21 protein-coding genes and 3 pseudogenes are annotated in these 19,522 nt (G+C 70.9%); 15 read left to right on the plus strand and 9 right to left on the minus strand.

The window, feature by feature from the left end; translation table 11 throughout:
* Positions 1 to 276 precede the first annotated feature (276 nt).
* Positions 277 to 867 (minus strand): SMI1/KNR4 family protein, encoded by a 591-nt coding sequence (locus AB0L56_RS14575; protein ID WP_365422985.1) that lies wholly within the window; start codon positions 865 to 867, stop codon positions 277 to 279.
* Between the two features lie 191 nt (positions 868 to 1,058).
* On the opposite strand from AB0L56_RS14575, the gene AB0L56_RS14580 reads away from it, so the two are divergent.
* The 3 genes from AB0L56_RS14580 (at position 1,059) to AB0L56_RS14590 (ending at position 2,929) form a co-directional block, all read left to right on the plus strand.
* Complete coding sequence (locus AB0L56_RS14580) at positions 1,059 to 1,592, plus strand: CbrC family protein (protein ID WP_365422988.1); 534 nt, start codon at positions 1,059 to 1,061, stop codon at positions 1,590 to 1,592.
* 95 nt (positions 1,593 to 1,687) lie between these two features.
* Positions 1,688 to 1,909: a hypothetical protein gene (locus AB0L56_RS14585; RefSeq protein ID WP_190166483.1), complete on the plus strand. Its 222-nt coding sequence runs from the start codon at positions 1,688 to 1,690 to the stop codon at positions 1,907 to 1,909.
* 216 nt (positions 1,910 to 2,125) lie between these two features.
* Positions 2,126 to 2,929 carry a hypothetical protein gene (locus tag AB0L56_RS14590; protein WP_365422991.1) on the plus strand — a complete coding sequence of 268 codons (804 nt, stop codon included), beginning with the start codon at positions 2,126 to 2,128 and terminating at the stop codon, positions 2,927 to 2,929.
* A 15-nt stretch (positions 2,930 to 2,944) separates the two neighbouring features.
* On the opposite strand, the gene AB0L56_RS14595 is transcribed toward AB0L56_RS14590, so the two are convergent.
* From AB0L56_RS14595 to AB0L56_RS14610, 4 genes and pseudogenes are all read right to left on the minus strand, one after another.
* Positions 2,945 to 3,550 carry a hypothetical protein gene (locus AB0L56_RS14595; RefSeq protein WP_365422994.1) on the minus strand — a complete coding sequence of 202 codons (606 nt, stop codon included), beginning with the start codon at positions 3,548 to 3,550 and terminating at the stop codon, positions 2,945 to 2,947.
* 37 nt (positions 3,551 to 3,587) lie between these two features.
* Entirely contained in the window at positions 3,588 to 4,979 is a 1,392-nt protein-coding gene (locus AB0L56_RS14600; RefSeq protein WP_365422996.1) for a PE-PGRS family protein, read from the minus strand.
* 218 nt (positions 4,980 to 5,197) lie between these two features.
* Positions 5,198 to 6,649, minus strand: a complete 1,452-nt coding sequence (locus tag AB0L56_RS14605; protein WP_365422999.1) for an FG-GAP and VCBS repeat-containing protein — start codon at positions 6,647 to 6,649, stop codon at positions 5,198 to 5,200.
* Positions 6,650 to 6,709: 60 nt separating this feature from the next.
* Positions 6,710 to 7,167: pseudogene (locus AB0L56_RS14610) on the minus strand (ATP-binding protein).
* A 170-nt stretch (positions 7,168 to 7,337) separates the two neighbouring features.
* On the opposite strand from AB0L56_RS14610, the pseudogene AB0L56_RS14615 reads away from it, so the two are divergent.
* The 8 genes and pseudogenes from AB0L56_RS14615 to AB0L56_RS14650 all read left to right on the plus strand — a co-directional run.
* Positions 7,338 to 8,045: pseudogene (locus AB0L56_RS14615) on the plus strand (helix-turn-helix transcriptional regulator); the annotation flags it as partial.
* An 82-nt stretch (positions 8,046 to 8,127) separates the two neighbouring features.
* Positions 8,128 to 8,193 (plus strand): annotated as a pseudogene (locus tag AB0L56_RS14620) (DUF397 domain-containing protein); the annotation flags it as partial.
* 77 nt (positions 8,194 to 8,270) lie between these two features.
* The gene (locus AB0L56_RS14625; protein ID WP_365423215.1) at positions 8,271 to 8,339 is read left to right on the plus strand and encodes a hypothetical protein; all 69 of its coding nucleotides are present in this window, start codon (positions 8,271 to 8,273) and stop codon (positions 8,337 to 8,339) included.
* Between the two features lie 280 nt (positions 8,340 to 8,619).
* Positions 8,620 to 9,474 carry a hypothetical protein gene (locus tag AB0L56_RS14630; protein WP_365423001.1) on the plus strand — a complete coding sequence of 285 codons (855 nt, stop codon included), beginning with the start codon at positions 8,620 to 8,622 and terminating at the stop codon, positions 9,472 to 9,474.
* 235 nt (positions 9,475 to 9,709) lie between these two features.
* Positions 9,710 to 9,925, plus strand: a complete 216-nt coding sequence (locus tag AB0L56_RS14635; RefSeq protein ID WP_365423004.1) for a hypothetical protein — start codon at positions 9,710 to 9,712, stop codon at positions 9,923 to 9,925.
* Positions 9,922 to 10,257, plus strand: coding sequence for a type II toxin-antitoxin system PemK/MazF family toxin (locus tag AB0L56_RS14640; RefSeq protein ID WP_365423008.1), 336 nt, complete (start codon positions 9,922 to 9,924; stop codon positions 10,255 to 10,257). The genes AB0L56_RS14635 and AB0L56_RS14640 overlap by 4 nt, the downstream gene beginning before the upstream one ends.
* A gap of 21 nt (positions 10,258 to 10,278) precedes the next feature.
* Positions 10,279 to 11,052, plus strand: coding sequence for a methyltransferase domain-containing protein (locus tag AB0L56_RS14645; RefSeq protein ID WP_365423010.1), 774 nt, complete (start codon positions 10,279 to 10,281; stop codon positions 11,050 to 11,052).
* 116 nt (positions 11,053 to 11,168) lie between these two features.
* The gene (locus AB0L56_RS14650; RefSeq protein WP_361031655.1) at positions 11,169 to 11,411 is read left to right on the plus strand and encodes a hypothetical protein; all 243 of its coding nucleotides are present in this window, start codon (positions 11,169 to 11,171) and stop codon (positions 11,409 to 11,411) included.
* Between the two features lie 390 nt (positions 11,412 to 11,801).
* Here the strand turns inward: AB0L56_RS14650 and AB0L56_RS14655 are convergent, their stop codons facing one another.
* Complete coding sequence (locus AB0L56_RS14655) at positions 11,802 to 12,299, minus strand: HAD domain-containing protein (protein WP_365423013.1); 498 nt, start codon at positions 12,297 to 12,299, stop codon at positions 11,802 to 11,804.
* 12 nt (positions 12,300 to 12,311) lie between these two features.
* Positions 12,312 to 12,734 carry a DUF2000 domain-containing protein gene (locus tag AB0L56_RS14660; protein ID WP_365423016.1) on the minus strand — a complete coding sequence of 141 codons (423 nt, stop codon included), beginning with the start codon at positions 12,732 to 12,734 and terminating at the stop codon, positions 12,312 to 12,314.
* Positions 12,735 to 12,783: 49 nt separating this feature from the next.
* Here AB0L56_RS14660 and AB0L56_RS14665 point away from each other — a divergent pair, with 49 nt between their 5' ends.
* The gene (locus AB0L56_RS14665; protein WP_365423019.1) at positions 12,784 to 13,605 is read left to right on the plus strand and encodes an AraC family transcriptional regulator; all 822 of its coding nucleotides are present in this window, start codon (positions 12,784 to 12,786) and stop codon (positions 13,603 to 13,605) included.
* Here AB0L56_RS14665 and AB0L56_RS14670 read toward each other — a convergent pair.
* Complete coding sequence (locus tag AB0L56_RS14670; protein WP_365423022.1) at positions 13,559 to 14,077, minus strand: YbjN domain-containing protein; 519 nt, start codon at positions 14,075 to 14,077, stop codon at positions 13,559 to 13,561. The genes AB0L56_RS14665 and AB0L56_RS14670 overlap by 47 nt on opposite strands.
* Positions 14,070 to 15,407 (minus strand): D-inositol-3-phosphate glycosyltransferase, encoded by a 1,338-nt coding sequence (gene mshA, locus AB0L56_RS14675; protein WP_365423025.1) that lies wholly within the window; start codon positions 15,405 to 15,407, stop codon positions 14,070 to 14,072. Before mshA ends, AB0L56_RS14670 begins: the two co-directional genes overlap by 8 nt.
* A gap of 307 nt (positions 15,408 to 15,714) precedes the next feature.
* On the opposite strand from mshA, the gene AB0L56_RS14680 reads away from it, so the two are divergent.
* From AB0L56_RS14680 to AB0L56_RS14690, 3 genes are all read left to right on the plus strand, one after another.
* Positions 15,715 to 16,506, plus strand: a complete 792-nt coding sequence (locus AB0L56_RS14680) for a class I SAM-dependent methyltransferase (protein ID WP_365423219.1) — start codon at positions 15,715 to 15,717, stop codon at positions 16,504 to 16,506.
* A 195-nt stretch (positions 16,507 to 16,701) separates the two neighbouring features.
* Entirely contained in the window at positions 16,702 to 17,796 is a 1,095-nt protein-coding gene (locus AB0L56_RS14685; RefSeq protein ID WP_365423028.1) for an NlpC/P60 family protein, read from the plus strand.
* A 335-nt stretch (positions 17,797 to 18,131) separates the two neighbouring features.
* The gene (locus AB0L56_RS14690; RefSeq protein WP_365423031.1) at positions 18,132 to 19,499 is read left to right on the plus strand and encodes a fused response regulator/phosphatase; all 1,368 of its coding nucleotides are present in this window, start codon (positions 18,132 to 18,134) and stop codon (positions 19,497 to 19,499) included.
* Positions 19,500 to 19,522: the final 23 nt, after the last annotated feature.

The following is a 19,522-nucleotide window of genomic DNA, read 5'->3' on the forward strand; positions in this document are numbered from 1 at the left end:
CCGCTCCACCGGACGGTGGCGGCCTGGCCGGAGCGCCACACCTGTACCGAGCACGGCGGTGGCGCGGGCCAGGTCGGTGTCCTGCAGCAGCGAGGGGCGCGCATGTCGGTGTGCAGATGTTCGCCAGGACGGGGAGCGTCGCCCGGCGCCGTGGAGACCCGGGTCCTGCACGCCTGCTGCACTGGCGCAACGCCAAGTCCGCCACCGGTCTCTGAAGGACCTATTGATCCCGAGCCCGATCAAGGCTCCCGTCAACCCGCCCCGAAGTGGCTGCTGTTACCAGGGATCCCCCGTGGACGGGTCGAGGCCGGCCTCCAAACGGCGTTGCTGTTCGCGCCAGTTGACGAAGGAGGGCTCTCCCGGAAGGACGACACTGATCGTCTCCTCCTGGAATTCCTCTTCGGTGAGCAGTCTGCGCAGGAACTCCGCCATTCCGAAGGGGTGGATCTGGAGGTGGGGATTCGTGTGCCGCCCGCATACGAGCACGGGCCACAGGTCGGGATCGTCGCCCGTGGTCAGCCAACAGTAGATGTCTGCGCCACTGGTGACGCCCCACGCCAGGATGGAATCCGGGTCCACGTCGAGGGCCGCCCTACCGCCGTACATCTCCCAGGTGCCGCGGGCGTTCGCCGTCTCGTCCTTCAGCCCGGACCCGTCCGAGTAGGCGTCGGGCCGCGGAACCGGCAGCAGGATGCCGATCGCCTGACTGAGCTCCCCTGCCCCGTACATCTCCATGAAGGCGACATAGTCGGCAGGAAACCGGGTCCCCCAGGTCTCTTCGAGCTCGCTCCAGTCGATCCGCTCGTCCACGCCGTGCGTCGTCGACACGAGCTGCGCGAGCGCCACTGTCCCGGGGGTTCCGCCCACTTCCACTCCTTCACGTACATCTGCGAAGAGCCACAACCTACGCGGTCACGCTCCCCCACAGAAAGTGAGGGATGACTGGCGCCGTCGGGAAGACTCCGACCCCGCAGTTGATCAAGGACCCGCTCGCAGACAGACTGCGTTTCATGGGATCCGTGGGGAAGGGGCACCGGGCCGCAGACCGGAAGGTGCCGATGAGTGCCGACCTGCCCTTCTTCCGTTATCACCCGGATCCGCTCGCCACCGGCTCCATCCGCGCCGGTGCCGAGACGTGTGCCTGCTGCAAGCGCGCCAGAGGGTGGATCTACACGGCTTCCTTCTACACCGCTCAGGACGTCGACGCACGGTTCTGTCCATGGTGCATCGCTGATGGAAGCGCGGCTGAGCGCTTCGCCGGCGACTTCGCCGACTCCTACGGGCTCGACGGGGTCAGCGAGGAGGTCGTGCACGAGGTCACCCGCCGGACCCCCGGCTTCCGCGCGTGGCAGGATCCGCGCTGGCTCGTCCACTGCCAGGACGCGGCCGCGTTCGTGGGCGAAGTCGGATACGCCGATCTGGTCGAGCATCCCGGAGCGCTGGAGCGACTGCGGGCCGACATGCGTATCGACGGCCGGCACGACGAAGGACGACTCGAACGCTTCCTGAGCGGCCTCGGCCAGGATGCGACCGCCATGCTCTTTCGCTGCACCGTCTGCGGAGCCCACCTCGCCTATGCCGACGCCTCCTGAACCTCGTGCCTGCGGCAGCTCCGCCGGCCCGTGGGACAAAATAAGGAGACCGCGGCCACAGCGAATGGTGGGGTCGGGGGCGCATACTGAGGGCAATGACAAAATCTGCTGCTCCCAAGCGTCACTTGCCCACCAGCCCCTTCAAGGCTGCTGTCGCACCGGCTCCCAAGCACTTTGCTGCGGGGGATCAGGTCACCCATGACGTGTACGGCCTCGGCCGGGTGATCTCCGTCGAGGACGGAATCGCCGCGCTCGTCGACTTCGGCTCGTCCCAAATGCGCATCCTGAGCCCGTACGCCAAGATGACCAAGCTCTAGGAAGAGAGACCTCTCATCGACCTGACCTCGCTGTTCTCCGCTCCGGAGGGGCAGCCGCGCGGTTCCGGCGCGGCCTCGCCCCCTCCGACGACCAACCCTTTCCAGGCCCCCGACTTCGGGGAGGAAGAGGCCTTCGCGGCCGAGGAAGGACAAGGGACGTCCACGTGACTCCGGCTGGGTTAGCCTCGTGCCGGCCCGCCCGTGGAGGACGTGTTCATGCCCGGTTACGACAGTTCGAGGTCACGGCTGCGGCTGGCCGACCGCCATGTCCGGGTGATCGCCCGTCTTGCGGCGGGTAAGACGCCGGCCGCGGAGCTCTTCCCCTCGCTCGGGGAGTTGCAGGAACTCGGGCTGGTCGGCGAGGAGGGGCAGCTTTCGCCGCTTCTGAGGGAGCTGGTGGAGGCTATCCAGGCTCCTGTGGTGACGATCAGTGTCGAGATCACCGGCGAGGCGGGGCCCGTGCATCACGGGGTCGTCGTCGGGGCGGACAGTGTGATCGTCCACGAAGGCTGGCCGGGCGAGGAGGAGTCGGAGTACATACCGGTCGAGCCGCGCACCCTCGTCTTCGAGCTCGCCTGGATGGTGCATCTGCGCCGTGGTGCCGACGAGCAGCCGGCGGTGCCCCGTGTCGTATCGACCCTGAAGGCTCTGGACGCCGCGTTCGGGGTGCTCGAGGAGGATCCCGGCGCGGTTCGGGATGCGCTCACCGGTGCCGGTACGTCCGAGGAGATGGCGGGCCCCCTGTCGGAGCTGGTCCTCTCGCTGAACTCGTACTGGCGTGTCACCGTCGCCTGGGACGGGGAGCGGGACGGTGCGCATGCCCCGATGCTGCTCAGTCTCGCCGTCTGGGACTGCGGCCCCCGGGGGTGCTGGATCCGTGAGCAGCCGGAGGAGCCGATCCTGCCCGGTCAGGTCACGCCCGAGACTCCGCTGGAGCTGGTGCGGTCGGAGGCCGGGGAGATCTGGCGCAAGCTGGCCGATGTGATTCCCGAGAAGGCGGAGCTGGGTTCGCGGACCTGAGGTGTCGTCCGCCCGTCACTCCGCCCGGTCCGAGAAGTGCTGCATCAGGGCGAACGGGGACGACAGTGCGGCGCCCGCCAGGGTGAGGACGTCGGTGTCCACCTCCTCCAGCACGATGGCGATGGCGAGATCGACGGCGTCCACCGGGCCGGTGGCGGTGCCCGCGCGTGCGATATCGGCCGGTGGGATCTGCCGGCCGAGCTCCGTCGTTACCCTGACTCCCTCGCGCTCCAGGACGTGCGCCTTGCCCAGGCCCTCCGAGGAGTAGACGTACTCCCGGCCGTCGTAGGTGATGCGCAGGACCCGGTCCTCGCGCTTCAGGGCCTTGGCGTTGAACCGCAGCTCCGCCGCCCGGCCGGCGAGGGTGAGCTCCGCCTTGAACAGCGACGGCTTTCCCGACCGGCGCTTCCCCCGAAAGACCGTCTCGGGGAAGGCGGGGCCGCTCAGCCGTGCCGTGTCCATCCCCTTCGCGAGCGGCTGGAAAAGCGGGCAGCGTTCGACGACGACGGTGCCGAAGCGGCCGACGTCTCCCTTGACCCCGGCCTTGGGCTGCTCCCGCTTGCTCGGCTCGGTCTTGTACGGCAGCAGCTCGAACTGGAAGGTGTCACTACTCGTTCCCATGGTGGCCAAGGCTCTCATCTCTGGTCGATGGAGTTCGCTAATCGAACGGGTTCAGCGCGCTGCCCAGCTTCTTGGCACCGTCGGCGATGCCGTCGCCGATGTCGCTGGCCTTGTCGCCCACCCAGTCGGCCGCCTTCTCCGCGCCTTCCGTGATGTCGTCCCAGTGTTCTACGACCTTCAGGCCCCCGTAGACCAGGCCGGTGCCCACAGCGAGGCCGATCGTGACCGGGTTGGGGGCGACCATCGCCGCGGTCAGGGAGGCGTTGAAGCCGACCTCCGCGTAGTTCGCCAGGTAGCCGGCCTTGCTCTTCTCCCACTCCTTGGCGTGGTCCATCGTGGCGATGTTGGCTATCGAGAACGCCGTCGCGCCCGCCGAGCCGACGATGCCGGCCCCGCGCCACAGCCCCGCGGTCTTCGCCGCCGCGCTGAATCCACCGGCCTTGCCGACCGTCAGCAGGTTGGCCTGTCCCGCGCGGACGACCGCCTGCCCGGAGTGCATCAGGCCGCCGTACATGCGGGCCACGTCGTCCGACCCTGCGAAGAGGTTGATGGCCTGGTTGGGGGTGAAGCCCAGCAGCTTGGCGTTCATGAAGCCGCGTTGGCGCAGCATGTCCCATCCGCCGCCCCAACGGTCGCCCAGGAAACCGGAGCTGAAGGGAACGTTGGCGACCCGCTGGTACGTCGGGCTCCGGGACGCCATGGTGCCGAGCTGGCCGGGGAGCCAGCTGCCGGGGGCGGACAGCGAGCGGATGGGCGGGTTGTAGCTGCCCAGTTTGCTGCCCGCCCAGCGCAGGATGGGGTTGCTTCCCGCCGCCGTCCAGCGTGCGGCGAGGGCGTCCTTCATCGGTCCGAGCTTGCCGGTCTTCACCGCGTTGCCGAGGATCACCTTGGTGCCGGAGAAGCCGCTCGCCACCGAGACCTGGGTCGCGGCCGCCACGTTGAACGCGTCGCTGCCGAACTTGATGAGCTCGGTGAGGGTCTCCTCGTGCGGTTCCAGGCCCGGAATCTTCGCGAGGGCGTGCGCTTCCAGCCGTACGATCCAGTCGCCGAGCTTCTCCCCCGGCTGCCGGGCCAGCTCCCGGGCCTTCGGGTCGCCGCTCGCCGCCACCGAGTTGGCCAGCAGGAACGTTTCCGGCTTGATGCCCTCGCCCCGGTAGTTCTCCAGGTCCTCCGCGGTGAAGCCCGCCCACAGCAGCCCGGCCGTCGGGTCGCCGTTCTCCAGGCGGAGAAGGACCGCGCGTTTACGTAGGTCCTTGGCCTCGTCGCGGGCCCAGGACCGCATCGGCTTCAAGGGTGCCAGCTGCCCGCTCACCCCCAGACGGGCGGCCCGGGTGAAGGCCTCGTCGAGACGGTCCTCCACGCCACCGCGCCCGTCCAGGAGTTTCGCCAACTGCTCCAGGTCCTCGGGATTCGCCCCCCGAAACGCCATGGCCCCCGCCCCGTCCCTCGATCACCGATTCGACCTTCGCCGCTCGCGGCTCAGGATAGGCGGAGGGAAGGTCGAAGGAAGGGGGGAAGGAAGGGAGAAGGGAGGCGGACATCGGACGGCGATCGGGGGGCGGGGCCCAGGAGGGATGGTCCAGGAGGGGACGAGGCCGCAGCCGAGTGCGGCCGCGGCGAAGGTGAGTCTCAGTGGGCTGAGTGGGCTCAGTGCGGGAAGGGGCCGCTCAGGGTCTTGTAGGACATCTTGAGGGTGTTCACCGTGAAGGTCTTCGAGCCCGTGCCGGTGGTGCCGGAGGCCGAGCCCTTCAGCAGGTGGACCATGCCATGGCGGCTGCTGTCCAGCCAGTCGTTGGTGTCGACGAGCAGGTCGGCGCGGCCGTCGCGGGTGTAGTCGGTGAGCTTGACACTCCAGCCGAAGTAGTCGTCGTTCTCGATACCGCCCGCGACACCGGAGGTGTTCTGGTCGTACGCCTTGGCCCCGGTACCGGACAGGCCTCCCGCGCGGCCCAGCAGCACGGTGACCATGCCCGCGTCGCGCTTGCCCACGAGGTCCTCGCCGGGGGCACCGATCGCGAGGTCGGCGTAGCCGTCGCCGTTGACGTCGCCTGCCGAGACGGAGGCGCCGAAGTGGTCGTCGTCCTCCGAACCGCCGGGTACGCCCGCGGTGTTCTGCGTGAACGTCACCGGCTTGCGCGCGGTGTTCGGGCCGGAGGGTCCGCCGTAGTGGACCGTGACGTATCCACGCCCCTTGTCCGGGTTCTCGTAGCCGCGGCCGATGGCGAGGTCGCCGTAACCGTCCTTGTCGAAGTCGCCGACGGTGGTGACCGTGCCGCCGCCGACCTGGTGGCCGAGGTCGTCCGGTACGCGCAGCTTGCCGGCCAGGCGGGCGAAGCCCGCGCCTCCGCGGTGGAAGAAGGCACCCATGGCCTCGTCGTCGTCCCCGAGGTCCGAGCCCAGGATGTACAGGTCCGTGGCGGCGTCCGCGGTGACCCGGCCCGTGGCGAGCTGGGAGGCGTGCAGGTACTCGTAGTCCTCGCCGAGGCTCTGCCAGCCGGCCTTCCCGCCGCTGCGGGTGAACGGCCCTTGAAAAAGGATCGCGCCGGCCCGGCTGTGGCTGACCGCCGCGAGGTCCTGGTCCGCGTCGCCGTCGAAGTCACCGGCCACGACGTCCTCACCGAAGGAGTCGCCCGAGCCCGCGTACTCCGGGGCGATGGGCGAGTGGAAGACGGTGCCCGAGCCCAGGCCCTTCGCACCGCCCCATACGACGGTCAGTCCGCCGCGCAGCTGGATGTCACCGACGGCCTCACCCGGCGAGGCGACGACCAGATCGGCGTAACCGTCACGGTCGAGGTCGGCGCTGGTCGCGGCGAAGCCCCACTGGTCGCCCTCCTCCACCGCGCCCGGGATGCCCGCCGAGTCCTGGTGGATGACCTGGACGCGCGTGCCCGGGCCGGTCGACGTGCCGTAGACGACCGTGACCCGGCCGTCCTTGCCGTGCGTCCCGCCCAGCATGACCAGATCGCGGTAGCCGTCGCCGTTGAAGTCGTCGGCGAGCTTGGCGGGTGCGGCACCGGCCGTGGGGGCGAAGAAGAGCGGCGAGCAGAGTGCCGTAGCGAGTGCGGCCGTGGCGGCCAGGACGGTGCGTGAGGAGGGCATGATTCTCCGAGGTCCCGGAAGCGTCCCGTCGACGGACGCTTGAACTGCGATCTTGGACGCTCATCCCCCCTGGATGGTTGTACGCGGACAAGCTTGTACTTCCGCCCAGACGGTTTTACCCACCGGGTCCGAGGCTCCCAGCCCCAGCGCTCCGCCAGGACGTCCACCAGGAACAGTCCCCGGCCCGACTCGCCGTCGGGGCATGTCGGAGGCGGGGCAACGGGGGGCCGCTTGCCGGCGGCGGCGTCGGCGACCTCGATACGGACGAGGCCCGGGCGTGCGTCGAGCACGAGCCGGAGGTGGAAGTCCCGCCCCGCTACGCGGCCGTGCTGTACGGCGTTGGCGGCGAGTTCGCCGACGACGAGGGCGACCGCGCAGGAGGCGTCGGACGCCGGCGGGTGGCCCCACTCCTCCATCCACCGGGTGGACAGCCGCCGGGCGGTTCGGGCTCCACGGGCTGTGGAGGCGAACTGTGCCTCGCGCGTGGTGGTGGTCGTCGTGGTCGTTCTTGTGAGCACGGGTGGTTCCGTCCTTGCCTGTAGCTGTTTCGCTGCGCTCGCGAGTCATCACGTTCCGTACTCGAGGGTCGTCGGATCGTCCTACGCTCGGAAGGTGACACAGCCTTACCTTTCGGTTCGTAAAGGACGGACGTGCCCCTTTGGCCAAGGGAATTGACCCCAGTACGTCCATGGCCGCACTGTTCGGCGCGCGGGTACGCCGACTCCGTACGGCAGCGGGGCTGACACAGGCGGAACTCGGCGCGCGGACCCACGTGGTGAGCACACGGATCACGCAGATCGAGCGGGCGTCGGGAGCGAAACCGACGCTGGAACTGGCGCGGGCGCTGGATGCGGCGCTCGGTGCGGACAACCTGCTCGTCGAGCTGTGGCCGTACGTGTACCGGGAGACGTTTCCGGACTGGTCGCGGAAGTTCATGACGTACTCGGAACGTACGGTGTTCATCGGCCAGTACGCGGCCCACGTGGTTCCCGGTCTGCTACAGACGGAGGACTACGCACGGGCAGTCCTGAGTGTCGGAGTCACACTCACCAGCGAGGCGCAACTTGAGGAAAGGCTCTCTGCCCGTATGGGGCGCCAGGAACGGCTCGTTTCCGACGACAGACCGGCTCTGCGGGTCGTGCTGGACGAGGCAGTACTGAAACGTCCGATTGGTGGACGCGCGGTACTGCGCGCCCAGTTGGCCAGGGTGCTCGAGGCCGCCTCGCAGCGGCACATCACCGTTCAGGTGCTGCCGTTCGACCGGGGTGAACATGACGCGATGGGCGGCTCACTGACGATTCTCACGCTGCCGGACGGCTCCGACGTGGCCTACACGGAAGGCGCGCATTACGGCCAACTCATCGAGGATCCGGACCAGGTCAGGGAATTCGCCCTGACCTACCATCAGCTACGTGCGGCAGCCCTGCCGCCGCTCATGTCCCTCGACATGATCCGATCCGTGATGGAGGACAACCACCGTGGAGTTCCGTCCCGATCTCGGCGGCGTCGCGTGGCGCAAGAGCAGCTACAGCAATCAGGAAGGCGGGGACTGCGTGGAGGTGGCGGACGGATCCCCGACGTCGTCCCCGTCCGTGACAGCAAAACCCCGCACGGCCCCGCCATCGGATTGTCGAACAGCTCCTGGACCGCCTTCATAGGCGACCTGAAAGCCGGCCGTCACCGGATCTGAGCCGGCCAGGCACCGGTCACGTCCCGTCGTCCCGGCCCGCCGGTACCTCGTCGCCGAGGACCCGGTGGGCCGCTGACCTCCCCAAAGAACCGGGAGAAAGAACTACCCACCCGCCCACCCTCCCCGCCGGAATGCCCGCGTCACTCGTGCGGGTGACTGGCTTGCAGGTGCGGGACGCGCACGGCTACGTTCGCCGCAACCACCACAAACGAATACGGCCCCCGGGCGGGACTGGCATCCCGAACGAGGGCCTGACCGATCAGGAAGTAGCGCCTTCCCAATGGCTGACCCGCAGTCTAACGCGCGCCTGCGCGCCGACGCCGGAGCTCCGACCTCCGGCGTGATCCACGTCCGCACCCGGCTCACCGCCGACTTCACGGTGATCTCCAACGCACTCGCCCAGCGGCGTGGCAGCGCGGTCACGATCGGCGTGGCGGTGTACATCCTCTCCCTCCCCGACGGCACTCCCGTGAGCATCGCCGCCCTGTGCGCGCACTTCACCGAGGGGGAGATCCTGATCTCGCGAGCGCTGAGGGAGTTGGAAGAGGCCGGGTACCTGGAGCGCCGCCGCGTCCGGCTGTCCACGGGCCGGATCCGCACGCGCACCTACTTCTACGACGTACCGGGCGTCGATCCGCACACGGATCCGGACGGTCCCTCGAAGACACCCTCCCCGGAGCGGGACACCGCCCCGGAAGACGCCCCACCGCCCCTCGACGCGGAGCCCGAGCGTCACGCGGCGCCCCTCGCCGACGCCGACCCGGACGCAGTCGCCGTACTCACCGCGCTGCGCCGCGTCGATCCCCGCCTCGTTCTGTCCATCCAGGAGGCCGCACGGCTGGCACCGGACGTCTCCCGGTGGCTCGCGGCGGGGGTGGGGGCGGTACAGATCATCAAGCTGCTGACCGCGAGCCTCCCCGACCGGCTGCACGCCCGCCCGGCCGGCATCCTCGCCTTCCGCCTGCGCGACACACCACTGCCCGCGCCACCACTCCCGGTGCCGCACCCGGAGGAACGCCCGGCCGTCCTCCCCTTCCAGACCTGCGACGGCTGTGACCGTGCCTTCCGCTCACCCGCTCCCGGGCGCTGCCGGGACTGCCGAGGACGCGCCCGCGATGTCCCCGTCGCCGCCTGAACCGACGATTCAGGCCGCTTGACCAGTACTGACACGAGGACGACACTGGATGTACTACGTTTGTCATACGCGAGGGGAGGCAGGGATGGCCGCAAAGTCCGGGCAGCAGAGCCATACACCCGCTACCACGGCCAAGAAGCGCGGCTCGACCGCCGCACGGGCCCCTCGGGCGCGCCGGAAGCAGAGCGACAGTGGCGCCACGAGCGTGGCTCAGGTGAGGCTACGCCCGGACGAGATGGCGGATCTGCAACAGGTGATGCAGACCCTCGAACTGCACTCGCTCTCCGACGCCCTGCGCGAAGGGCTGCGGCTGCTCTCCCGCGAGGCGACCGAGGTCGCCGCCTCCCAGGAGATCCGTGACTTCTATCAGGGCGCCCAGGCGCCGACCCCCGAGGGCGTCCGGCCCGCGACAGCGGAGGAACTGTCGGCGGCGGACGAGACCGAGTGGTGAACGCCGGCTCCGCCTTGCGCGGCGAGGTGTGGGGGTGCGCCCTTCCCAGTCCCGTCGGTCCGCACCCCGTGGTCGTCCTCACCGTGAACCGGATCGCCGAACCACTCTCGGCAGTCACCGTCGCCGTGATCACCGGAACACCCGGGCCGGCCGCCACCCATGTCCCGGTCGGTGCCGACTGCGGGGTGACCAAGTACGAGGAGTCGTACGTGAACTGCACTGATCTGCACACCGTGGACAAACCGAGGCTGCGGCGGCGCCTCGGTCTGCTGGCGCCGAGCGAGATACGGCGGGTGGAGGAATGCGTACGCGTGATCCTGGGGCTGGCGTAGATGCCTGCTTGACTGACCCGCATGTCGACAACTCTCGGTGTTTCCACGCCCGATCAGGCCGCCTACATGCTGCGGGCAGCCGCCGGTGAGGCCGGGCGGGCGTACAAGGGGCGGATGCTCGATCTGCTGGACGTCCGGGCGGGGCACACCGTGCTGGATGTCGGGTGCGGGCCCGGTACGGATCTGCCCGCGCTGGCCGAACGCGCCGGTGACACCGGCACCGTGATCGGGGTGGACCGGGACGAGGCGATGCTGGCGCAGGCCCGGGCGCGCACGGCGGAACTGCGGCGGGTGGAAATCCGCGAGGGGGACGCACACCAACTTCCCGTCGATTCGGGGAGCGTGGACCGCGCCAAGATCGACCGTGTGCTGATGCATGTCGCCGAGCCCGCTGCCGTACTCGCGGAACTACACCGCGTGACCCGCGCGGGCGCTCGGATCGGGCTCGCGGAACCCGACTGGGACACGCTGATCGTCGACTCCGAGGACCTGGAGACGAGCCGGGCCTTGACGCGGTACACCACCGGCGTGGCGGTGCGTCACGCGACGATCGGCCGCGGCCTCGCGCGGCTCGCCGCAAGGGCCGGTTTCCGCGTGGCGGACGTGAGCGCCACGACACCCGTCTTCCGTGATGTTACGGAGGCGGACCACACCCTCGGGCTGGGCCGTAATCTGCGGAAGGCCATCGACGCGGGGCACATCGACGAGGCGCGCGGCCGTGAGTGGTTCGCCGGGCTGTCCGAAGGGCCGTTCTACGCCTCGTTCACGCTGATCAGCGTGGTCTGCACGCGCTGATTCCGCCGACCGTGACGGCTTCGCATCCGGTAGTTGGGGACGGTTTGCTTCCGCCGGGTATCGCAGAGGCAGGCGCACGGGTGTGCGCCGTACGTCCGTTGTCACGGGGGGATGCCATGACTGGACCGCGAAGGGCTGGACTCGCCGCGTCGGTGGTGCTGGGCGCGTTGCTGCTCACGGGCTGTGCCGAAAACAAGATGGAAATCATCACGTGGACCGATGAACACGGCCGCGCCTGCACGGGCGTGGTGATCAAGGACGGCGACGACAGCGGCCGCGAGGTGACCAGCATCGACTGCGACTACCCGCCGGACGGCGTCCGGCCGGGCAGGTCGACGACCATCCCGCTGGCGGACTGACCGGGCGGCCCACTCCTCGGCCCCGTCGGGCGCTGCCCTGGCAGCCGGATCCCGCGTGCCTGGCACTCCGCCCGGGTTCTCCGGCCACCCGCGTCTGGCCGTCGTGCTCTGATGAGCATGGCGGAAGAGAGGTGACGGTGACGGTAGGCCGTAACGGACTGCGTGAACTGACGGACTGGCTCCAGGAGGAGTACGGACCGCTTTCCGATGAGGAGCGCCTGACCGCGGTCAGGGAGCTGGATGACATCGACGCAGAGCATCGGTGCCGACGCACTGCACGCGACCTCGGTTCGGCTCCCTGACCGCCTTGCGGTGAGCCGACCGGGTCCGCGCGGCAAGGGCCTCAGCCGTCAGAGCCGCGGAGGCACACCGACATGCGGTCCGTCAGGTCTATAGTCCGGTAGCAACTGAAAGCCACTTCCGCACCGCCTCGAAGTCCGCCTCCGCCAGGCCCTTCGTGGGGTCCACCCGGTGCAGCAGGGCCGGGGCCGGGTGGGCGGCTTCCGTCCAGGTGCGGTCCGGGGCGCCGATCTCGTCGTCCAGCCAGACGAACGGGCGGAGGCCGGCCCACTCGGACAGGTGGCGGGTCTTCCAGTGGAGGCCGCAGGTTGCGGGGGTGTCGTCATCGTGCTCCGGCCAGTGCACGACCGGCAGGCGGGGCAGGCCGAGGCGCGGGGCGATCGTGTCGTTGGCCCCGTGCTGCCAGGTCGTCGCCCACACCAGGTCGCAGGGGAGGGCGAGCAGACGGGCGCCCACGGTGGGGTCGAGGCGGCCCAGCAGAGGGTGTCCGGCGTCCGTGAGCGGTCCCCGCGTGGGTGCGCCGGAGCCGAAGGGGATCAGCGGGCCGTCCACGTCAAGGAACAGAAGGGGGCGGCCGGGCGCGGTCATGCCCTCAGCGTCTCACGGGTGCATCCTGGCCCCCTTCAGGACCTTGTCGACCGCGTTCCTCGGGCCGTGGACGGCGAGACCGACCAGGTCCAGGTCGGTCGTGCCGACGGCGCGGACCGCCGCGCGGTTGGCCTCGTCGTGGCCCGTGGCGAAGAGGTCGCCGGTGAACACCGCGCGGGGGAGGGCCCGGGTGAGCGCCCGCGTGTGGGCCGTCTTCAGGGTTTCCTTCGTGCCCTGGAAGACCAGGACCGGCTGGCGGAACATCGGCAGGTACGGCACGCCGTCCGCGTCCTCGTACGGTTCTCCGATCAGCTCGGGGAACTGGCTGCCCAGGCCGCTGACCAGGAACGCGGTGACGTTGAGGCGCTGCCAGGGCTCCAGGTCCTCGCGCAGCAGGGCGGCGATCTTCGTGTCGAAGCGGGTGCTGGTGGTCATGGAGTGAGACTGCCGGTCCGGCCGCCGCGCGGTCTTGTACGTTGTTTGCATGCCCTCCCAGGCAGCCTCCAGGGCGACGGTCTCCGCCTGGCGGCCCCGCGTCCCGGGCGTCGTCGAGGTCTTCCACGCCCGTTTCACCGAGTACGCCTATCCGATGCACGTCCACGACGCCTGGACGCTGCTCATCGTCGACGACGGCGCCGTACGGTACGACCTGGACCGGCACCAGCACGGCACCCCGCACGACACGGTGAGCCTGCTGCCGCCGCACGTCCCCCACAACGGCGCCCCCGCCACGGCCGACGGCTTCCGCAAGCGGGTGCTGTACCTGGACACCAGCCGGCTCGGGGACGATCTGATCGAGGCCGCCGTCGACCGGCCGGATCTGCGGGACCCGCTGCTGCGGCGGCGCGTCGGGCAGGTGCACTCCGCGCTGGTGCGGCCCGGCGACGAGCTGGAGGCCGAGAGCCGGCTGACGCTCGTCGGGGAGCGGCTGCGGGAGCATCTGCGCTCGCGCGAGGGCGCCGGAGCGGTCCGGCGGGATCCCGTGCTCGCGCGGCGGCTGCGGGAGTTGCTGGACGCGCGGGTGGTCGAGGGGCTCACCCTGGAGGAGGCGGGCGGGCTGCTGTCCGCGCATCCCGCGCACCTGGTACGGGCGTTCAGCGGGGCGTACGGCATCGCGCCGCACCAGTATCTGATGTCCCGGCGGGTGGGGCGGGCGCGGCGGCTGCTGCTGGAGGGGCGGTCACCGAGCGGGGTGGCGGTCGCCACCGGGTTCTACGACCAGGCCCATCTGACCCGGCACTTCCGGAAGCTGGTGGGGGTCACTCCGGGACGCTACCGGGCGACGGGCGCTCCAGCAGATGGGTGAACGCGTCCAGGTTGCGGGTGGATTCGCCGCGTGACACCCGCCAGGCGTACTCCTTGCGGATCGCGGAGGCGAAGCCGAGTTCGAGGAGGGTGTTGAAGCTGCCGTCGGCGGCCTCGAGGACCTGGCCGAGGAGGCGGTCGATCTCCTCGGCGGTGACGGCGGAGAGGGGGAGGCGGCCGGTGACGTAGATGTCGCCGAGCGGGTCGACGGCGTAACTGACGCCGTACAGCTTGAGGTTGCGCTCGAGGAGCCAGCGATGGACCGCGCCCTCGTTCTCGTCGGGGTGGCGGATGACGAAGGCGTTCAGGGAGAGCGTGTGCCGGCCGGCGATCAGGGAGACGGTCGTGGAGAGCTTGCGGGTGCCGGGGAGTTTCACCACGTACGAACCGGGCGCGGGGCTCCCCCACTCCAGTTCCGCGTCCTTCAGCACATCCTCGACGACCTGCGCCGCCTCCGCCGCTTTGTCAGCCATGGTGCGAGCGTACGTGACGGCGGTGGGCCTGGGTCGCGGCCGTGTAGACGTCGGCCGTGGCGGCGGCCGCCCTGTCCCAGCCGAAGGACTGGGCGTGCCGGGCGGCGGCCTCGCCCATGCGGTCGGCGAGGGCCGGGTGGTCGGCGAAGTCGCGCAGCACGCGCGCGTACGCGGCGGGATCGTGGCCCTGGACGAGGAAGCCGGTCTGCCCGTCCCGTACGGCGACCGGGAGGCCGCCGACCGCCGCGGCGAGCACCGGGGTGCCGGCGGCCTGCGCCTCTATGGCGACCAGGCCGAAGGACTCGCTGTAGGAGGGCATGACGAGGACGGACGCCGCGCGGAACCAGTCCGCGAGCTGTTCCTGCCCGACGGGCGGGTGGAAGCGGACGACGTCGGCGATGCCGAGCCGCGCGGCGAGCTTCTGCAGGCCCTCCGGCTTGGCGAGGCCGCTGCCGCTGGGGCCGCCGACGACGGGGACGCAGATGCGGGAGCGCAGTTCGGGGCGTTCGCCGAGCAGGACGGCCACCGCGCGCAGCAGGATGTCGGGGGCCTTGAGGGGCTGGATGCGGCCGGCGAAGAGGGGGATCAGGGCGTCCTGGGGCAGACCGAGGCGGGCCCGTGCGGCGGCGCGGCCGTCGGCGGGGCGGAAGCGGGCCAGGTTCACGCCGGGGTGGACGACGGCGACCTTGCCGGGGTCGGCGCCGTAGTGCTCCATGAGTTCGCCGGCCTCTTCGGCGGTGTTGGCGATCAGCCGGTCGGCGGCGGAGACGATCTGGGTCTCGCCGATGACGCGGGCGGCCGGCTCGGGGGTGTCGCCGACGGCGAGGTTGGCGTTCTTGACCTTGGCCATGGTGTGCATGGCGTGCACCAGGGGGACGCCCCAGCGCTGGGCGGCGAGCCAGCCGACGTGGCCGGAGAGCCAGTAGTGGGAGTGGACCAGGTCGTAGTGGCCGGGACGGTGGCCGGCCCAGGCCTGCATCACGCCGTGGGTGAAGGCGCACAGCTGGGCGGGCAGATCCTCCTTGGCGAGGCCTTCGTAGGGGCCGGCGTCGACGTGCCGGACGAGGACGCCGGGGGCCAGCTCGACGGTGGGCGGGAGGGCGGCGGCGGTCGCGCGGGTGAAGATCTCGACCTCGATGTTGATCGCGGCGAGTTGCTGCGCGAGCTCCACGATGTAGACGTTCATGCCGCCCGCGTCGCCGGTGCCCGGCTGGTGCAGCGGGGAGGTGTGCACGGAGAGCATCGCCACGCGGCGGGGCCTGCGGTGCAGGCGCAGGCGCGGCGGTGCGGCGGGGGAGCGCCGCCCGAGCCTCGCGATGTAGTGGCTCACGTGGCGTTCCTCCTCGCTGTGGGCATGGCTGTCGGAGGGTTGTGCGGGCCCTCCGTGGGCTCAACACCGGATGGATCCGTTCCCATTTCCGGTCGGACTGCCGGGTCCCGGTCTTTGCCGAATCATTACCGGCTGTCGCTCAACCGTTCGAGACTGTGACGCGTCCCTCACGTGGGGGCGTCTTGCGGGTACCTGCATACGTCGGGGCGTTTGGGTACCCGCATGTTCGGCTCCGGGTACCCGCATACTCAGACGTATGACAGTCCGCGCCCCTTCCCGCCCGCTGGGCACCGTGGCATCCCGCCCGCTGGGCACCGTGACGCGCGGCACCACCAACCCCAACCGGCTGCGCCGCATGGACCGCTGGATCGCGGCCACGCACGGCGCGGAGCTGCGCCGCGCGGAGCACCCCCTCGCCGTCGACCTCGGCTATGGCGCGGCGCCCTGGACGGCGGTCGAGCTGCTGCACCGGCTGCGCGGCGCGGCACGGCACGCGCGCGTGGCGGGCGTCGAGATCGACCCGGCCCGGGTCGCGGCGGCACGGCCGTACGAGCGGGAGGGCCTGGTCTTCCGGCACGGCGGCTTCGAGGTTCCGGTCCCGGGACGGCCGGTGCTCATCCGCGCGGCGAACGTGCTGCGCCAGTACGACGAGGCGGAGGTCGCCGCCGTATGGCGGCGGCTGTGCGCGCGGCTTGCGCCGGCCGACCCGGCGACGGGGTCGCGCGGCGGACTGCTGGTCGAGGGCACCTGTGACGAGATCGGGCGCCGCCACGTGTGGGTCGCGCTCGGCCCGGAGGGGCCGCGCACCGTCACCTTCGCGACCAGGCTCGGATCCCTGCAGCGCCCATCGGACCTGGCCGAACGCCTCCCCAAGGCGCTCATCCACCGCAATGTCCCCGGTGAGCCGGTGCACGCCTTCCTGCGCGACTTCGACCGCGCCTGGGCCACCGCGGCGCCTTACGCCTCGTACGGCGCCCGGCAGCGCTGGATCCGGACGGTACGGGACCTCAGGGCCGACTGGCCGGTGACGGACGGGCCGGCGCGGTGGCGGCAGGGGGAAGTCACGGTGCGGTGGGCGGCGTTGGCGCCGCGGAACTGACGGCGGGCCGCGACGTCCGCACGGCGGGAACGATCTCCGTGAGTCGTTCGTCACATGAGAGGGGCGATCGTCGCGCCGGGGATTGCACGGACGGGAGAGGCGGGAAGGACTCCCTCTGTCGTTTCGCGCGTCGGCATGGCAGCATCCCCCCGGCGACGTATTGTTACTGACGGTTACTCACACGGGGGTGATGTCATGGGGACGGGCAAGCGCGGATTGCTCGCGACGGCCGTGGCCGTGGTCTGTGCGGTCACCGTACTGGCGGCGCCCGGTACGGCGTTCGCGGCCCCCACTCCCCCGCCGCCCCCGGGCACGACCGCCAGCGTCACCGTGGTCGACGGCCCCGACAAGGAACTCGAAGCCGTACGCAAGAAGCTCGACAAGCTCTACCGTGCGGCGGCCGTCGCCACCGAGGAGTACAACGCCGCCGAGGAGAAGGCGAAGAAGCAGTCCGCGGAGATCGTGCGGCTGGCGGAGAAGATCGTCAAGGGCCGGGAGAGACTGGACCGGCTCAAGGAGCGCGCGGGCGCCGCGGCCGCCGCCCAGTACCGCGGCGGCGGGCTGCCGCCCGAGGCCCGCCTCGTGCTGAGCGACAGCCCGCAGGAGTTCCTCGACGGCGCCGGCCGGGTCCGGCAGGGCGAGCACGCGACCAAGGGGCTGCTCGGGGAAATGTCCCGCACCCAGCAGGACTTGGAGCAGTACGCGCAGGACGCGGACACCCAGTTGAAAGAACTGGAGGCGGGCCGCAAGGCCAAGGCCAAGGCGCGGAAGAAGATCGAGAAGCGGATCAAGGCGGCCGAGAAGGTCGAGTCCGAGCTCGAGGAGGAGGAGAAGGAGCGCCTGGCCCGGCTGGAGAAGCAGGCCGCCGACCAGGCACAGGCCGGCTGGCTGAGCTCCGGCATCCTCGACGAGATCGACGGCAAGGCGACGAAGCAGGGCAGGGAGGCCGTGGCGTACGCCACCGCGCAGATCGGGAAGCCGTACCAGTGGGGTGCGGAGGGGCCGAAGACGTACGACTGCTCCGGACTCACCTCACAGGCCTGGATGGCGGCCGGACGGAGCATGCCGCGCACCTCGCAGGCGCAGTGGAAGCAGCTGGAGCGCGTGGACATCGAGGACATGCGCCCCGGTGACCTCATCATCTACTTCGACGACGCCAGCCACGTCGGGATGTACGTCGGCGACGGCATCATGGTGCACGCCCCGCGCCCGGGGCGGTCGGTTACCCTCGCCGGGGCCGGATCGATGCCGGTCCTCGGGGCCGTACGCCCGGACGCGGCCGCGGACTGACCGGCGGAGCGCTCCCCCCGGGTGTGCTCAACGGCCCCGTGACACAGGCCACGTGACCCATAGCACGTGGATCTTCCGATCAAACCCCCTGAGGACGTGACGTTCGTCATTCCCGCAGCACATCCGGCCTGTCCAACTGCGGTAGCAAACGCGGCATATGACAATGGCCGATGGCACAGCGGCGTGGTTTTCACCATTCCGCTACAGCGCCGTCAACCGCTATGGTCCCCGTTCGAAGGGGCATCCCCCGCTCGCACCCCGAGTGGGAGCCGGGGACAGGGTCGAGATCCGACGCCCCCACCATGCCCTCGGGGGGAGGGAAGGAACCCGGAACAATGCCCGCACCCGTACCGCGGCAGAGAGCGATCCCGGCCGCGGAAGGTGGTCAGGCGCCGGCCGCTGCACACAGCACACGCCCCGCCCCGGACTCCTCGGAGGCCAGGACGGCGGCCCCGCACACCGCGGCCCCGTTCAAGAGCAGCACCACCGACCGGCCCGGCACACCGCCGGACAAGGCCGAGACGGCCGCCCACACCAACCTCACCCTGCTCCTGATCGAGAACGATCCGGGCGGATCGCCGATCGTGCCCGACCTGCTCGACCAGTCCGGCAAGCCGATTCGCATCCGCACCGCCCGCAATCTCACCGAGGCCGAGCGGCTGCTGACCGACGACGTCCACTGCATCCTGCTGGACCTCGCCCTGCCCGCGCCGGGCCGCACCGGCGACGGTGACGAGCTCGCCGTGCTCAAGCACGTCCTCGAGCTCGCTCCCCGGCACGCCGTCCTCGCCCTCACCGGCGCCGACGACACCGAGCGCGGCGCGGAGGCGGTGCGGGTGGGCGCCCAGGACTACCTCGTCCGCGACGAGCTGGACGGCCGGCTGCTCAGCCGGGCGATCCGCTACGCGGTGGAGCGCAAGCGGTCCGACTCCGCCGAGCGGCGGCTCGCCGAGGGCCGGGTGCGCGCCCAGGAGAACCGCCGGCTGGAACGCGGCCTGCTGCCGACCCCGCTGCTGGACGGTTCCCCGCTGCGCTTCGCCGCCCGCTACCGCCCCGGCCGCTCCCGCGCCCTGCTCGGCGGCGACTTCTACGACGTCGTCCGCACCCCCGACGGCACCGTGCACGCCATGATCGGCGACGTCTGCGGGCACGGCCCGGACGAGGCCGCCCTCGGCGTGGAGCTGCGCATCGCCTGGCGCGCGCTGACCCTGGCCGGGCTGTGCGGGGACCAGCTCCTCGGCACCCTCCAGGAGGTGCTGGAGCACGAGCGCGCGGACGACGAGATCTTCGCGACCCTGTGCACGGTGGACATCGCGCCGGACGGCCGCCGGGCGGGCCTGTGCCTGGCCGGCCACCCGTCACCGCTGCTCGCCCGCCCGGGCGTGCCGGCACTCCTGCTGCCGTACGACAACAACGGCCCGGCGCTCGGGCTGCTGCCGGGCGCCCGCTGGCCGCGGATGCAGGTGGAGCTGGGCGCCGAGTGGAGCCTGATGCTCTACACCGACGGTCTGATCGAGGGCCGGGTCGGCGACACCGGCGAGCGGCTCGGTCAGGACGGCATGGTGGAGATGATCCGCCGCCAGCTCTCCGAGGGGCTGCGCGGCGAGGAACTGCTGCGGACCGCCGTGAACGAGGTGCGCCACCTCAACGGGGGCGAACTGACGGACGACGTGGCGGTACTGCTGCTGGACCGGGCGGCGTGAGCGGTCCTCCGCGCCCCTCTCGG

The sequence above is a fragment of the Streptomyces sp. NPDC052079 genome, from assembly GCF_040680275.1.
GTDB lineage: Bacteria > Actinomycetota > Actinomycetes > Streptomycetales > Streptomycetaceae > Streptomyces.

Coding starts and splice junctions, on each gene's coding strand:
- AB0L56_RS14580 (WP_365422988.1), top strand. CDS start 1,059: ATGAGTGCCGACCTGCCCTTCTTCCGTTATCACCCGGATCCGCTCGCC.
- AB0L56_RS14585 (WP_190166483.1), top strand. CDS start 1,688: ATGACAAAATCTGCTGCTCCCAAGCGTCACTTGCCCACCAGCCCCTTC.
- AB0L56_RS14590 (WP_365422991.1), top strand. CDS start 2,126: ATGCCCGGTTACGACAGTTCGAGGTCACGGCTGCGGCTGGCCGACCGC.
- AB0L56_RS14595 (WP_365422994.1), bottom strand. CDS start 3,550: ATGGGAACGAGTAGTGACACCTTCCAGTTCGAGCTGCTGCCGTACAAG.
- AB0L56_RS14600 (WP_365422996.1), bottom strand. CDS start 4,979: ATGGCGTTTCGGGGGGCGAATCCCGAGGACCTGGAGCAGTTGGCGAAA.
- AB0L56_RS14605 (WP_365422999.1), bottom strand. CDS start 6,649: ATGCCCTCCTCACGCACCGTCCTGGCCGCCACGGCCGCACTCGCTACG.
- AB0L56_RS14630 (WP_365423001.1), top strand. CDS start 8,620: ATGGCTGACCCGCAGTCTAACGCGCGCCTGCGCGCCGACGCCGGAGCT.
- AB0L56_RS14635 (WP_365423004.1), top strand. CDS start 9,710: ATGGCGGATCTGCAACAGGTGATGCAGACCCTCGAACTGCACTCGCTC.
- AB0L56_RS14645 (WP_365423010.1), top strand. CDS start 10,279: ATGTCGACAACTCTCGGTGTTTCCACGCCCGATCAGGCCGCCTACATG.
- AB0L56_RS14650 (WP_361031655.1), top strand. CDS start 11,169: ATGACTGGACCGCGAAGGGCTGGACTCGCCGCGTCGGTGGTGCTGGGC.
- AB0L56_RS14655 (WP_365423013.1), bottom strand. CDS start 12,299: ATGACCGCGCCCGGCCGCCCCCTTCTGTTCCTTGACGTGGACGGCCCG.
- AB0L56_RS14660 (WP_365423016.1), bottom strand. CDS start 12,734: ATGACCACCAGCACCCGCTTCGACACGAAGATCGCCGCCCTGCTGCGC.
- AB0L56_RS14665 (WP_365423019.1), top strand. CDS start 12,784: ATGCCCTCCCAGGCAGCCTCCAGGGCGACGGTCTCCGCCTGGCGGCCC.
- AB0L56_RS14670 (WP_365423022.1), bottom strand. CDS start 14,077: ATGGCTGACAAAGCGGCGGAGGCGGCGCAGGTCGTCGAGGATGTGCTG.
- AB0L56_RS14685 (WP_365423028.1), top strand. CDS start 16,702: ATGGGGACGGGCAAGCGCGGATTGCTCGCGACGGCCGTGGCCGTGGTC.
- AB0L56_RS14690 (WP_365423031.1), top strand. CDS start 18,132: ATGCCCGCACCCGTACCGCGGCAGAGAGCGATCCCGGCCGCGGAAGGT.